This is a genomic window from Actinomycetospora sp. (genome assembly GCF_036497585.1).
In the GTDB taxonomy this organism is placed as follows: domain Bacteria; phylum Actinomycetota; class Actinomycetes; order Mycobacteriales; family Pseudonocardiaceae; genus Actinomycetospora.
Window position 1 is genome coordinate 35,992 of the sequence record NZ_DASXJD010000212.1, and the last position, 16,161, is coordinate 52,152.

The window sequence follows — 16,161 nt, forward strand, 5'->3', positions numbered from 1 at the left end:
GGTACCTCCTGATCTGGATGTCCTCCCTGCCCACTGGCGGCGAACTGTGCCGCGAAAGGTTTGACAGTTGATGGTGTCACGCGGATCGACGGTCTTCCCGGACGGCGAGGAACCCCTCGACGGCGCGCGGGTGCTCGGCCAGCGTACCGGCGCCTCCCACCCCGACGTGCCTCTGGACGGGATCGGCTCGGTGGGCGAGGCCGAGCGGCACCGGGACGTGGCGTGGAACGACACCGGCCGCAACGTCGCTCCGGCCACCTTTCCTGACCTGTTCGAAGCCCAGGTGGCGAGGACTCCGAACCTGCCGGCCGTGCTCGTCGACGGCGCGGCGATCACCTATGCGGAACTGGACGCCCAAGCCAACCGGCTGGCCCATCTCCTGATCGGGTGGGGGGCGGGCCCGGAAGGGATCGTGGCGCTTGCCCTGCCACGGTCGGTGGACATCGTCGTCGCCCAGTTGGCGGCGATGAAGGCGGGGGCGGCCTTCCTACCGATCGATCCGGCGTACCCGGCGGAGCGGATCGCCGTCATGCTGGCCGATGCCCGCCCGGGGCTGTTGCTGACCCGCCGTGATGTCGCCTCGGTCCTCGCCGGCGTCGAGGACATCCCGGTGCTGGTGCTTGACGATCCGAGCGTCGTGTCCGCCGCGGACGGAACATCAGACCGTTCGCCGGTCGACGCGGACCGGGTCTCGCCGCTGCTGGTGCAGCATCCGGCCTACGTCATCTACACGTCCGGCTCAACCGGACGCCCCAAGGGCGTGGTCGTGTCCCACACCGGCCTCGCGAGCTTCTCGGCCGCCGAGGTGGTCCGGTACTCAGTGCGGCCGGGCGACCGCGTCCTGCAGTTCTCCTCACCGAGCTTCGACGCCTCGGTCCTGGAGCTGTGCATGTCGGTCCTCGTGGGCGCGGCTCTTGTCGTGCCGCCGCAGGGCCCGCTGCTGGGTGATCAGCTCGCCCAGGTGCTCGCCGGGCAGCGGGTGACGCATGCGCTGATCCCGCCGGCGGCGCTCGCCACGGTGCCGGCGGAGACAGCGAGGTCGGCACTGCCGGAGTTCCACACCGTGATCGTGGGTGGTGACGCCTGCCCGGCCGCGCTGGTCGAGCGGTGGGCGCCGGGTCGACGCATGATCAACTCCTACGGTCCGACCGAGTGCACGGTGGTCTCGACTTGGAGCCGACCCCTCGTACCCGGCGGGTCCCCACCGATCGGCCGCCCCATCTGGAACACCCGGGTTCACGTGCTCGACGACCGCCTGCGCCCCGTGCCGGTGGGCGTCGCGGGCGAGCTGTACGTCGCCGGGATCGGGCTCGCCCGGGGCTATCTGGCCCGCCCCGGGCTGACCGCAGAGCGGTTCGTGGCCGACCCGTTCGGCGGCCCGGGCTCGCGGATGTATCGCACCGGGGACCTGGTCCGATGGGGGGAGAACAGCGAGCTGGAGTTCGTCGGGCGCGCCGACGAGCAGGTGAAGATCCGCGGGTTCCGCGTCGAGCCGGGCGAGATCGAGAGCCTGCTCCGGCGGCACCCCGAGGTCGGCGACGCCGTAGTGATCGCTCGCGAGGACCGCCCCGGCGTGAAGCGGCTGGTGGCGTACCTGGTGCCGGCGCCGGGCCGGACGCTGAATCCCCCTGACATGCGGGCGCACGTGGCGGCTGCGGTGCCGGACTTCATGGTGCCCGCGGCCTTCGTGACGCTCGACGTCGTGCCGCTGAGCCCCAACGGGAAGGTGGACCGGCGCGCATTGCCGGCACCGGAGGTCACGGCCGTGGTCGGGCCCGAAGCCACCGCGCCCCGCACCGACGCCGAGCGGGCGCTGGCCGACATCTGGGCCGAGGTCCTCGACCTGGAGCGGGTCGGGGTCGAGGACGACTTCTTCGAACTCGGCGGCGAGTCGATTCTCAACGTCCGGGTGCTGTCACGCGTCCGAGAGGTCTTCGGGGTGCCCCTGCCCGCCCGGACGGTGTTCGACCTGCGGACCGTCGCGCGGATCGCGGAGGCGTTGCCTGCCCCTGCGCGCGCCGGCTCGGTTGGGCGGATACCGCGCGTCCCGCGTGTGCGGCCGTTGCCGCTGTCCCCCGCCCAGCAGCGGCTCTGGGTGCACGACGACCTAAGCGCCGGGGGAACCGAGTACAACACCGGGATCGGGCTTCGGCTCTCCGGAGACCTCCACCCGGACGCGCTGCATCACGCGCTGCAGGCCCTCGTCGCCCGGCACGAGTCCCTGCGGACGACGTTCGACACCCTCGACGGGCGCGGGATTCAGATCGTCGCGCCGGACGGGGAGATCCCGTTCGACACCGTTGACCTGTCTGGGACGAACCCGGCCGACCGCAACGACGCACTGGAGGAGGCCCTCACCACAGAGCTCGCCCGCCCGTTCGACCTGCGGCAGGGTCCGCTGACGAGGGCGGTGCTGGTGCGGCTCGCCGCGGACGAGCACGTGCTGCTCCTCAGTCAGCACCATGTCGTCACCGACGGCTGGTCGGTCCGGATCCTGGTGGACGAACTGGCCGCGATGTACGCGGCAGCTGTCGACCGGACCGCGGTCGAGCTACCTGAGCTGCCGATCCAGTACCCGGACTTCGCGGTCTGGCACCGGGAGCTGGTGACGGGCCCGGCGATGGAGCAGCACCTGGAGTACTGGCGATCCCAGCTCGCCGACCTGGACCTCCTCGACCTGCCGACCGACCGGCCGCGGCCCCCCGTCCGCACCACCGCGGGCGGCGTGCACCATCACGACCTGCCCGCCGAGCTGGTCCGAGGCGTGACTCGGGTGGGGCAGGCGCACGGGGCCACGCTGTTCATGACCCTCGTCGCGGCCGTGCAGGTGCTGCTGTCCCGCTACACCAGGGACCGGGACATCGCCGTCGGCACCGTGACCTCCGGTCGGGACCGGGCCGAGCTGGAGAACCTGGTGGGGTTCTTCGTGAACACGCTCGTGCTGCGCTCCCGGGTGGAGCCGACCCGGCTCTTCGGGACCTTCCTTGACGAGGTCAAGGAGACCGTGTTGGAGGCGTTCGTCCACGACGAGCTCCCGTTCGACCGCCTCGTCGAGGTGCTCCGTCCGGAGCGTGACCCCAGCCGCACGCCGCTGGTGCAGGCCATGGTCGTGCTCCAGAACGAGATGGTGCGGCCCCGGGAGACCGCTGGCCTGCGGATCGTCGAGCACGACCTGCCCCGCCCGTCGGCCCGGTTCGACGTCGTCGTGGAGTTCGTGCCGCGGGACGACGCCCTGAGCCTCGTGATCGAGTACAACAGCGACCTGTTCGACCGCGGCACGGTCGAGCGGATGGCCCGCCACCTGGAGGTGTTGCTGGCGGCCATCGCGACCGAGCCGAATCGCCTGCTTGCCGAGCTTCCGCTGCTCGATGAGGCCGAGCGGCACCAGGTGCTGGTGGAGTGGAACGAGACCGACCGCCCCGTGACTCCGGCGACCCTGTCGACGATGTTCGAAGCACAGGTGGCCCGTGCGGCGGACCTTCCCGCGCTGCTGTTCGACGGTGGGGCCTTGACCTACGCACAGCTGGAGGCCCGCGCCAACCGCCTGGCCCACCTGCTGATCGCGCGGGGAGCCGGGCCGGAGCGGGTGGTCGCGCTGGTGTTGCCACGCTCGGTCGAGATCGTGGTGGCTCAACTGGCGGTGCTCAAGGCGGGGGCTGCCTTCCTGCCGGTGGATCCGGCGTATCCCTCGGAGCGGATCGCGTTCATGCTGGCCGACGCGAACCCGGTCGCGGTGCTCACCACGACCGAGGTGGCACCGGGGCTGCCCGGCCCGGCGGGCACCCCGGTACTGACCCTGGACGATCCGGGCACGCGGGCCGTCGTCGACCGGATGCCGTACCGCGCCCCGACCGGCGGGGATCTCAGGTCGACGCTCCAGGTGGAACACCCCGCGTACGTGATCTACACGTCGGGCTCGACCGGGCGACCGAAGGGGGTCGTCGTCTCGCACACCGGGCTGGCGAGCTTCTCCGCGGCAGAGGTGGAGCGCTACGCGGTGCGGGCGGGGGACCGGGTGCTGCAGTTCTCCTCGCCGAGCTTCGATGCGTCGGTGCTGGAGCTGTGCATGGCGTTGCCGGTGGGCGCGGCGTTGGTCGTGCCCCCGCCGGGCCCGCTGGTGGGTGAGCAGCTGACCGAGGTCCTCGCCGGGCAGCGGGTGACCCACGCGTTGATTCCGCCGGCCGCCCTGGCCACCGTGGCCGAGGACGTGGCGCGGACCGGGCTCCCGGACTTCCGGACGGTGATCGTGGGAGGGGACGCGTGTTCGGCCGAGCTGGTCGACCGGTGGGCCCCGGGTCGCCGGATGATCAACTCGTACGGCCCGACCGAGTGCACGGTCGTTTCGACCTGGAGCGAGCCGCTGGCCCCGGGTGGCACCCCGGCGATCGGTCGACCGATCTGGAACACGCGGGCCTTCGTGCTCGACGGGGCCCTGCGCCCGGTACCGACGGGCGTCACAGGGGAGCTGTACATCTCGGGGGTCGGGCTCGCTCGCGGATACCTCAACCGGCCGGGGCTGACCGCCGAACGGTTCATCGCCTGCCCGTTCGCCGAGCCGGGGTCACGGATGTACCGGACCGGGGACGTCGTCCGTTGGACCGCCGACGGGCAGTTGGAGTTCGGAGGCCGTGCCGACGAGCAGCTCAAGATCCGCGGGTTCCGGATCGAGCCCGGCGAGATCGAGGCCAGGCTGGTCCAGCATCCAGGTGTCGCCAGGGCGCTGGTCGTCGCCCGTGGCGACCGGCCCGATGCCACCCGGTTGGTGGCCTACGTCGTCCCCGCCGGCGGCACCGTCCCGCCGGCGGCCGCTGAACTGCGGGAGCTGCTGGCCGGGTCGCTGCCGGACTACATGGTGCCGTCGGCGTTCGTGACCCTGGGCGAGCTCCCGCTGAGTCCGAACGGGAAGCTCGACCGACGAGCGCTGCCCGCCCCGGACCCCGGGGTCGCGGTGGGGGCCGGCTACGTGGCGCCGCGCACCGAGACCGAGCGGGCCCTGACCCGGATCTGGGCCGAGGTCCTCGGCGTGGACCCGGTGGGCGTCGAGGACAACTTCTTCGCACTCGGCGGCGACTCGATCCTGAGCATCCAGGTGGTGTCCCGAGCCCGGCAGGCCGGCTTCCGCCTGACGTCGCGGGACGTCTTCCGGCACCAGACCGTCGCGTCGTTGGCCCCGATCCTCGTCGAGGCGACCGGCGAGCGCGTCGGACAGGGCCCCGTGACGGGCGCCGTGCCGCTGACCCCGATCCAGCACTGGTTCCTCGCCAACCACGCCGCGGGTCCCGAGCGCTTCGACCAGTCGGTGACCGGTCAGCTGAGCGAGGACCTCGACCGGGCGGCCCTGCGCGCCGCGCTCGCTTCGGTCATCGAGCACCACGACGCGCTGCGGATGCGCTTCGAGCACCTCGACGAGGGGTGGCGGCAGGACAACGCGCCGTGCGAGCCGGCCGACGTGCTGGGCGTGTACGACCTGTCGGGCGCCGAGCCTGGCGACCGGGCCGCGAGCATGGCCGCGACGTGCTCGGAGGTTCACGCGAGCTTCGACCTCGGCCGGCCCCCGCTGCTGCGGGCGGTGCTGTTCGACCTCGGACCCGGGCAGCGGCCCGTCCTGTTCCTGGCGGCGCACCACCTCGTGGTCGACGGGGTGTCCTGGCGGATCCTGCTCGAGGACCTGGACTCCGCCTACGGCCAGGCGGCACGAGGCGACGCCGTCCATCTCGGGCCGAAGTCGACCTCCTTCCGGGACTGGGCCTCACGCCTGACCGAGTACGCCGCAGCCGGCGGGTTCGACGACGAGCTCGACCACTGGCTGCGGGTCGGTCAGGGCGGAGACCCCACGGTGCCGCTGGACGGTGCCGGCCCCAACACCGTCTCCGCGTGCCGTTCACTGACCGCACACCTCGATGAGCAGGAGACCGCCGCGCTGTTGCAGCGGGTGCCGGGGGTCTACCAGACCCAGGTCAACGACGTCCTGCTCGCGGCGCTCGCCCGGGTGCTCGGCCAGCGGACGGGACGCGACCGGCTGCTCGTCGACCTGGAGGGCCACGGCCGCGAGGAGATCTTCGACGACGTCGACCTCTCCCGCACCGTGGGCTGGTTCACCACCGTGTTCCCGGTCGCCCTCGACGTGCCCGCGGGTGCCGGGTGGGAAACCACGCTGAAGTCGGTGAAGGAACAGCTGCGCGCCGTGCCCCGGCGCGGCATCGGCCACGGAGCGCTGCGCTACCTCACCGGCAGCCTCGATCCCGCGGACGACATCGTCCCCCAGGTCAGCTTCAACTACCTCGGTCAGTTCGACGGGGCACCCACCGGGGACGGCCGTCTGCTGCACTCGCTGGGCGGACTGGAGGCGGACGTCAGCCCGGAGGCGCCCCGCGCGCACGTGCTGGAGGTGGTGGGCCGGGTCGAGCACCGGTGCCTGGAGATCACCTGGTACTACTCCGAACACCTGCATCGACACGAGACCATCAGCACGCTGGCCGAGCAGCTGCTCGCCGCGCTGCGCGGCGTCGTCGAGCACTGCTCCCAACCCAGCGCCGGAGGCCGGACCCCCTCCGACTACCCCCTGGCCTGCCTCGACCAGTCCACGGTGGACCTGCTGGTGGGAGACGGGCGCGCGGTGGAGGACATCTACCCCCTCACACCGATGCAGACCGGAATCCTGTTCCACGGGTTGTCCCAGGGCGATCAGGGCGTCTACTTCCAGCAGGCGACGTTCGTGCTCGACGGCGTCCGCGACCCACGGATGCTCGGGGCAGCCTGGCAGCAGGTGGTCAACCGGACACCGGTGCTGCGCAGCCGCGTGGTCTGGGAAGGTGTCGGCCAGCCGCTGCAGGTCGTGCACCGGACCGTCGACATGCCGCTGCGCTACCTCGACTGGACACGGCTGTCCGAGGACGTGCGGCGAGACCAGTTGATGCGGCTGCTCGCCGAGGACCGCGCCGCCGGCCTCGACCTGGGCGCCGTTCCGCTGCTGCGCCTGGTGGTGGCCCGCCTGTCGGACACCGAGGTCCAGGTGGTGTGGACCTTCCATCACGTGCTGCTCGACGGGTGGAGCGTGTTCCAGGTGCTCTCCGACGTCAGCGCCTGCCACGCCGCGCTCGCCCAGGGGCGGTCGCCCGAACCGGTCGCCAGGCCTCCGTTCCGGAACTACCTCGAGTGGCTGGCGGGCCAGGACGACCGCGAAGCCGAACAGTACTGGCGAGGGGTACTCGGAGACGTCGACTCGCCCACACCGTTGCCCTACGACCGGCTGCCGACCCAGTCGCACACCACACGGTCCGCGCAGCGGATCGCGGTCGAGTGGGGCACCGAGGAGTTCGACCGGCTCCGGGCGGTCGCCCAGCGGCACGGCGTCACGGTCAACACCGTCGTGCAGGGAGCGTGGGCGCTGGTCCTGTCGCGGTACAGCGGCCGCCGGGACGTCTGTTTCGGTGCCACGGTGTCCGGGCGCCCGGGCGACTTGCCCGGGGTGGACGACATCGCGGGGATCTTCATCAACGCGCTGCCGGTTCGGGCCGAGGTCGACGACGCCGCCCCTGTCTGGGACTGGCTGCGGGAACTGCAGGCCGCCCAGGTCGAGGCCCGGCGCTTCGAGCATCTCCCGCTGACGCAGTTGCAGGCCTGGAGCGGCGTCCCCGGCGGGATCAACCTGTTCGACAGCATCGTGATCTTCGAGAACTACCCGATGACCGACGACGCCGCGGCGGCGCGCGGCCTGCGGTTGCGCGAGCTGCAGGCCATCGAGACCACCAACTATCCGCTCAGCGTGATGGTGTCTCCGGCCGGGCAGCTGTCGATCGAGCTGGGTTACGACCCGGCCCTGTTCGATGCCGCCACGATCGAGCGGTTGGCGGATCACCTGGTCCACGTGCTGAGCGCGATCGCCACCGAGCCCACGATCGCGGTGGGTCAGATCGATCTGCTCGGCGAGGCCGAGCGGCACCGGGTACTCGTGGAGTGGAACCAGACGGACCTCGCCGTCGCTCCGTCCACCCTGCCGGAGCTGTTCGAGGCGCAGGTGGAGCGGACACCGGACGCCGTGGCGGTGGTCTTCCAGGGTGTCGAGCTGTCGTATGCCGAGCTGAACGACGGAGCGAACCGGCTGGCCCGGCTGCTGATCGAGTGTGGGGCCGGACCAGAGCGGTTCGTGGCGTTGGCGCTGTCCCGGTCGGCGCAGACGATCGTGGCCTTGCTCGCGGTGGTGAAGGCGGGGGCGGCTTACCTGCCGATCGACCCGGCCTATCCGGCGGAGCGCATCGCGTTCCTGTTGGAGGACGCCGGGCCGGTGCTCGTGGTGACCACGAGCGAGTTGAGCGAGCGGGTGCCCGCGGTGCCGGGAGTGGCCCGGCTGGTCCTGGACGCCGTGCAGACCACCGAGGCGTTGGCCGGTCTCCCGGGCAACGACGTGGTCGACACCGACCGGGCGTGCCCGCTGTCGCCGGCCCACCCCGCGTACATGATCTACACCTCGGGGTCGACCGGGCGGCCCAAGGGCGTCGTGGTCGCTCACCAGAACGTGGTGAATCTCGTGCGCTGGGCGGCCTCGGACGTCGGTGCCTCAGCACTGTCGCGGGTGGTGGCGTCGACGTCGTTGAACTTCGACGTCTCGGTGTTCGAGATCTTCTGCCCGCTGATGCTCGGCGGCAGCATCGAGGTGGTCCGGGACCTGCTCACGTTGGCCGAACCGCGAGCCGGTCGGTGGGCGGCGAGCCTGGTCAGTGCCGTGCCGTCAGCCTTGGCCCAGGTCCTGGCCCAGGGCGCCGTGGCGGTGGCGGCGCAGAACGTGGTGCTGGCCGGCGAGGGGCTCTCGGCACGCGCAGTGCGCGAGATCCAGGCGGCCATCCCGGGTAGCCGGCTCGCCAACATCTACGGGCCGACCGAGGCCACGGTGTATGCGACCGCCTGGCAGTCCGACGGCACCGACCCGGCGCAGACACCGCCGATCGGGCGGCCGATCACGAACACGCGGGCCTACGTGCTCGACGATTCGCGGCGGCTGGTGCCACCCGGTGTACCCGGCGAGCTGTATCTGGGCGGCGCCGGCCTGGCGAGGGGCTACCTCAACCGCCCCGGCCTCACGGCCGAGCGATTCGTGGCGAACCCGTTCGACGAGCCCGGGTGCCGGATGTACCGCACCGGGGACGTCGTGCGGTGGAGCACCGCCGGCGAGCTGCAGTACCTGGGCCGTGCCGACCACCAGGTGAAGATCCGCGGGTTTCGTATCGAACTGGGCGAGGTCGAGGCGGCGCTGCTGGCCCACGAGGCCGTCGCCGAGGCCGTTGCGGTCGCGCGCGCGGAGGACTCCGGGCACAAGCGGCTGGTGGCCTACGTGGTGCCGGCGGGCGACGGGGTCGACGTCGCGGCCCTGCGGGCGCATCTGACGGATGTCCTGCCCGACTACATGGTGCCTTCGGCGTTCGTCGTGCTGGGGACGTTCCCACTGAATTCGAACGGGAAGTTGGATCGGCGGGCGTTGCCCGCCCCGGATGTGACCACGGTCGTGGGCCGGGGGTACGTCGCCCCGCGGAGTGCGGCCGAGCAGGTGCTGGCCGGAATCCTCGCCGACGTGCTCCGGGTGGACCGGGTGGGCGTCGAGGACAACTTCTTCGAGCTCGGCGGCGACTCGATCCTCAGCATCCAGATGGTATCCCGCGCCCGGCAGGCGGGGCTGGACCTGATGCCCCGTGACGTGTTCCACCATCCGACGGTGGCCGCGCTGGTCGCGACGACAGCCGAGGCGGTGCCCCGGGCGGACGAGCAGGGCCCGGTGACCGGCGCGGTGCCGCTGACCCCGATCCAGCACTGGCTGTTCGCGACGCAGCCGGCGTACCCGGAGCAGGTCGACCAGACGATCACGGTGGAGCTGGTGGAGCAGCTCGACGAGGCCGCGCTGGTGACTGCGTTGGCCGCCGTGGTCGAGCACCACGACGCGCTGCGGATGCGCTTCGAGCATCGCGACGGGCGCTGGTACCAGGACAACGCGCCGGTCGAGCCGGTGGATCTGCTGCGCCGACACCACCTGTCCACGCTGGATCCTGACGGGCAGGCCGCGTGCGTCCGGCAGGTCACCGACGACGTGCACGCGGGTTTCGACCTGAGCCGGCCTCCGTTGCTGGCTGCGGCGCTGTTCGACCTGGGGACCGCCCGCCGCCCGGTGCTGCTGCTGGCGATCCACCACCTGGTGGTGGACGGGGTGTCCTGGCGGATCCTGCTGGAGGACCTGGACAGCGCGTACCGGCAGGCGCTCCGCGGCCGGCCGGTGGAGCTCGGAGTCAAGAGCACCGCATTCCGGGACTGGGCGATGCGCCTCTGCGAGCACGCCCGCGCCGGGGGATTCGACGACGAGCTCGGCCACTGGACGGGGCAAGCCGCCGCCGACCCTGCCCTGCCCACCGACGGTGACGGTCCCAGCACGACCGCCTCGGAACGCTCCGTCACTGTCCACCTCGACCCGGACCTGACCAGGGCGCTGCTGCAGGACGTGCCAGGGGCCTTCCGCACCCAGATCAACGACGTCCTGCTCGCCGCGCTGGGCCGGGTGCTCGGCCAGTGGACCGGACGCGACCAGGTGCTGGTCGACCTGGAGGGCCACGGCCGCGAGGACCTCTTCGACGACGTGGACCTGTCCCGCACCGTGGGGTGGTTCACCACGATGTTCCCCATCGCGCTCGACGTCCTGTCCGGTGACGACTGGGGGGCGACGCTGAAGGCGGTCAAGGAGCAGCTGCGCGCGGTGCCGCGCCGCGGCCTGGGCTACGGCGCGCTGCGCTACCTCACGGAGGCTGGCCGCGTCGCCGACGGGCCGACCCCGCAGATCAGCTTCAACTACCTCGGCCAGTTCGACTGGTCCACCGGCGACGACGACGGCCTGTTGCGCGGGCTGCGCGGCGGACTGGCCGGGAATGCCCACCCCGCGGCCCGCCGGGCGCACCTGCTCGACGTGGTCGGCCGGGTCGAGCACGGCTGCCTGGAGATCGACTGGAACTACTCCGCCGGCGTTCACGACGAGACCACCGTCCGCAGCCTGGCCGAGCAGATGCTCTCCGCGCTGCGCGCAATCATCGGGCACTGCGCCGCACCCGGGGCCGGGGGCCGCACCCCATCCGACTTCCCCCTGGCCCGCCTCGACCAGGCAGGCGTGGACCGCCTCGTCGGAGACGGCCGCTGCGTCGAGGACATCTACCCGCTCACGCCGACGCAGGCCGGCATGCTGTTCCACGGCCTCGTCGACGGCATCTCCGGGGTCTATCTCAACCAGGTGCAGCTGCGGCTGTCCGGGGTCGCCGACCCCGAGGCGCTGGGCGTCGCCTGGCAGCACGTGGTCGACCGCACCCCGATGCTGCGCAGCCGCATGGTCTGGCAGAGCGTCGACGAACCGCTGCAGGTGGTGCAGCGCGGCGTCGCCGTCCCGGTGCGCCACGAGGACTGGACCGGCCTGCCCGAGGCGCAGTGGCGGGAGAGGTCGCGCGCGCTGCTCGCCACCGACCGCGCCGAGGCGTTCGACCTGACCGAGGCCCCCCTGCTGCGACTGACGGTCGCGGCGCTGCCCGGCGACGAGATCCTGCTGCTGTGGACCTTCCACCACGTGCTGCTCGACGGGTGGAGCTCGGCCCACGTGTTCGGGGAGGTGTGCGAGCGGTACGCCGCGATGGTCGGCGGCCAGGAGCTGACGCCGGTCGTACGGCGCCCGTTCCGCGACTACGTGCAGTGGCTCGGCGAACGCGACTCCGCCGAGACGGAGCGGTACTGGCGAGGGGTGCTCGACGGGGTCTCCTCGCCCACCCCGCTGCCCTACGACCGGCAACCGGTCGAGGGGCAACGCGCGCCCGGCGACACTGTGCGGCGGGTGCTGTCGGCCGAGCAGTCCACCCGGCTCCGCGAGTTCGCCCAATCCAGTGGGTTGACGCTGAGCACCGTTCTGCAGGGGGCGTGGGCGCTACTACTCGCTCGCTACAGCGGCGAGCGCGACGTGGTCTTCGGGACCACGGTGTCGGGCCGCCCGGCCGATCTGCCCGGCGTGGAGTCGACGGTCGGGCTGTTCATCAACACGGTGCCGACGCGGGTCAGCGTGCCGAGCCGAGACGGCGTGGTGGCGTGGCTGCGGGGCCTGCAGGCCGAGCAGGCCGAGTCGCGCCCGTTCGACGCCGCATCACTGGCCCAGCTGCAGGCCTGGAGCGGGGTGCCCGCCGGCGCGAACCTGTTCGACAGCATCCTCGTGGTCGAGAACTACCCGTTCGACGACGAGGCCATTGCGGCGCACGGCATGGCGATCCGCGAGATGCACGACGTCCAGCCGATGCACTACCCGCTCGGCGTGGTGGTGTCGCCCGGCGACCGGCTGTCGGTGATGATCGACTACGACCCCGCCCTGTTCGACCTCGACACGGTCGAGCGGGTGGCCGGGCATCTCGAGATGCTGCTGGACGGCCTGGCCGCGGGCCCGGATCGCCCGATCGCCGAGGTGCCGATGCTGAGCGAGGCACAGCGGCGTCAAGTCGTGGCGGCCTGGAACGACACGGAGCACGACGTCCCCGCCGGCACGGTGGCGAGCCTGTTCGCCGAGCAGGTGCGCCGCACCCCGGGTGCAACCGCGGTCGTGGACGGGGACGTGGAGTTGTCCTACGCCGAGCTGGATGCCCGGGTGGACCGATTGGCGCACCATCTGATCCGGCTCGGGGTGGGCCTCGAGGACCGGGTCGGCGTGCTGTTGGACCGCTCCGCTGGGCTCGTGGTGGCCGTGCTGGCCGTGGCCAGGGCCGGTGGGGCCTACCTGCCGCTTGACCTGCGCGCCCCGGTCGACCGGATGCGGCTGGTGCTGGCTGAGGCCGAAGCCGCGGTGCTGCTGACCGATCTGAGCTGGGAGTCGACCGCCAGGGCCGCCCACCCGGGGCAGCTCGTCGTGGTGGACGCCGCCGCACCGCCGGCCGACGAGCCGGGTTCCCCCGTGCCCGACGTGCACCCGGACAATCTCGTCTACGCCGAGTACACGTCTGGCTCGACCGGCATGCCCAAGGGGGTGGCGGTGCGCCACCGGGACGCGGTGGCGCTGGCCTTCGACCGGCGCTTCGACGACACCGCGCACCGGCGGGTGTTGCTGCACTCGCCGCTGGCCTTCGACGCCTCGACCTACGAGCTGTGGGTGCCGCTGCTGCGCGGTGGCCGGGTCGTCGTGCTCCCGCCGGGGGACCTGGACGTCGACACGCTGGGTCGGGCGATCTCCCGGCACCGGGTGACCGCGCTGTGGTTGACCGCTGGGCTGTTCCGGGTCGTGGCACAGGACGCGCCGGAGTGCCTCGCGGGCGTGCGCGAGGTCTGGACCGGCGGGGACGTGGTGCCTGCGACCGCGGTCCGCCGGGTGCTGGAGGCCTGCCCGGAGCTGGTGGTGGTCGACGGCTACGGGCCGACCGAGACGACCACGTTCGCCACGTCGTACCGGATGTCGGGGGCGGGACCGGTACCCGACGTGGTGCCGATCGGCGGCCCGCTGGACAACATGCAGGTCTACGTGCTGGACCAGGACCTGCAGCCGGTGCCGCCCCGCGTGCCCGGCGAGCTGTTCATCGCCGGGGCCGGGCTGGCCCGCGGCTACCTGGGCCGGCCGGGGTTGACCGCGGAGCGGTTCGTCGCCAACCCGTTCGGCGAGCCGGGCTCGCAGATGTACGACACCGGCGACGTCGTGCGGTGGACCGGCGACGGGACCGTCGAATTCGTCGGGCGGGCCGATGAGCAGGTGAAGATCCGCGGGTTCCGCGTCGAGCTCGGCGAGATCGAGTCCGCCCTGGGGGCGCACCCGGACCTGGCCCAGGTGGCGGTGCTCGCCCGCGACGACCAGCCAGGAGTCAAGCGACTGGTGGCCTACGTCGTGCCGGTGGCCGGGACGGAGGTGAGCCCGGCGGCGCTGCGTCAGCTCGCGAGGGTGAGCCTGCCGGATTACATGGTGCCGTCGGTGTTCGTCGTGCTGGACGGATTCCCGCTGAGCGCGAATGGGAAGGTGGACCGGCGCGCGCTGCCCGCCCCGGAGCCGGTGGAGGCAGCGCACACCGATTACGTGGCCCCGCGGAGCGAGGCCGAGCAGACCCTGGCCGAGATCTGGGCGGCGGTGCTCGGGGTGGACCGGGTCGGCGTGGAAGACAACTTCTTCGGACTCGGCGGCGACTCGATCCTCAGCATCCAGATGGTGTCCCGGGCCCGGCGGGCGGGACTGGACGTGATGCCACGGGACGTCTTCCGGCATCAGACCGTGGGCGCGCTGGTCTCCGGCCTGACACGGGCGGCGCCGAAGTCGGTCGAGCAGGGCCCGGTGACCGGTGCGGTGCCGCTGACCCCGATCCAGCGGTGGTTCTTCGCGTCCGCCCCGGGCAGCCCGCAGCGGTTCACCCAATCGCTGCTGGTGGAACTGGTCGAGGACCTCGACGAGGCCGCGCTGGCCACGGCGGTGGCCGCGGTGATCGCGCAGCACGACGCGTTGCGGATGCGGTTCGACAGGGCCGACGGGGCCGACGGGGCCGACAGGGCCGGCGGGCAGTGGCGACAGGAGAACGGGCCGGTCGAGCCGGTGGACGTGCTGCGCCGGCACGACCTGTCGGGGCTGGACCCGACCGGGAAGGACGCGCGCATCCGGCAGGTCACCGAGGAGGTGTACGGCGGGTTCGACCTCGGTCACCCCCCGCTGCTCGCGGCGGCGCTGTTCGACCTGGGTGGCGCCCGCCGCCCGGTGCTGTTCCTCGCGGTCCACCACCTGGTGGTGGACGGGGTGTCCTGGCGGATCCTGGTGGAGGACCTGGTCACGGCGTACCGCCAGGCCGCCGGGGGCGACCCGGTGCGGCTCGGGATCAAGACGACCTCGTTCCGGGACTGGGCGTTGCGGTTGACCGAGCACGCCGCCGGCGGCGGGTTCGACGACGAGCGCGACTACTGGACCGGGATCGTCGACGGTGCTGACCCGAGCCTGCCGGTCGACGGTGCCGCGGAGGCGACCGGCAACGAGCACTCGGTCACCGTGGCGCTGGACGAACAGCAGACCTCCGCGCTGCTGCAGGCGGTGCCGGCGGTCTACCGCACCCAGATCAACGACGTGCTGCTCGCCGCACTGGGTCGGGTGCTGGCCGACTGGACCGGGTACGACCGGGTGCTCGTCGACCTGGAGGGCCACGGCCGCGAGGACCTGTTCGACGACGTCGACCTCTCCCGCACGGTGGGCTGGTTCACCAGCATGTTCCCGGTCGCACTCGACTTGCCGCCCCTCGACCGGAACCGGCCCGTGGACGGGTGGGGCGCTGCGCTGAAGGCGGTCAAGGAGCAGCTGCGCGCAGTGCCCCGCCGCGGCCTGGGCTACGGGGCGCTGCGCTACCTCACCCCGACCAGCGGGCTCGCCGACCACCCGGGGCCGCAGATCAGCTTCAACTACCTCGGCCAGTTCGACTGGGCCTCTCCCGACGACGGGGGCCTGCTCGCCGGGACCCCCGGCGGGCTGGGCGGGGACGCGGACCCGCGGGCCGGCCGCTCCCACGCCCTCGACGTGCTGGCCCGCGTCGAGCACCGCCGCCTGGAGATCAGCTGGTCCTACGCCGCGGGCGTGCACGCCGACGCCACGATCCGGCGGTTGGCCGCCCAGATGGTCGCCGCCCTCGTCGGGATCGTCGAGCACTGCGCCCGACCCGGCGCCGGGGGCCGCACGCCCTCCGACTTCCCCCTCGCCGACATCGACCAGGCGACCGTCGACCGGCTCGCCGGCGACGGTCGCGACGTCGACGACATCTACCCGCTCACGCCCATGCAGGCCGGGATGGTGTTCCACGGCTTGGCCCAGGCCGATCAGGGCGTCTACCTCGAACAGGCCACGTTCATCCTCGACGGGGTCCGTGACCCGCGGACGCTGGCGGCGGCCTGGCAGCAGGTGGTCGACCGCACCCCGGTGCTGCGTACGTCGATCGCCTGGGAGGGCGTCGACGAGCCGGTGCAGGTCGTGCACCGAACGGCCACCGTGCCGGTGCGCCACCTCGACTGGACGGAGCTGCCGGCGGCCGCGCGGCCCGACGAGCTGGCGCGGCTGCTCGACGAGGACCGTGCCGCCGGCATGGATCTGAGCACCGCCCCGCTGCTGAGGCTGGCGATCGCGCGTCTGTCGGACACCGAGGTGCAGGTCGCCTGGACCTTCCACCA

General features: G+C 72.4%; 1 protein-coding gene. It reads left to right on the plus strand.

The genetic code is table 11. The features are described 5' to 3' along the window. Positions 1-70 precede the first annotated feature (70 nt). The coding region (locus tag VGH76_RS21220; protein WP_331558701.1) for a non-ribosomal peptide synthase/polyketide synthase at positions 71-16,161 on the plus strand (16,091 nt) is incomplete at its 3' end.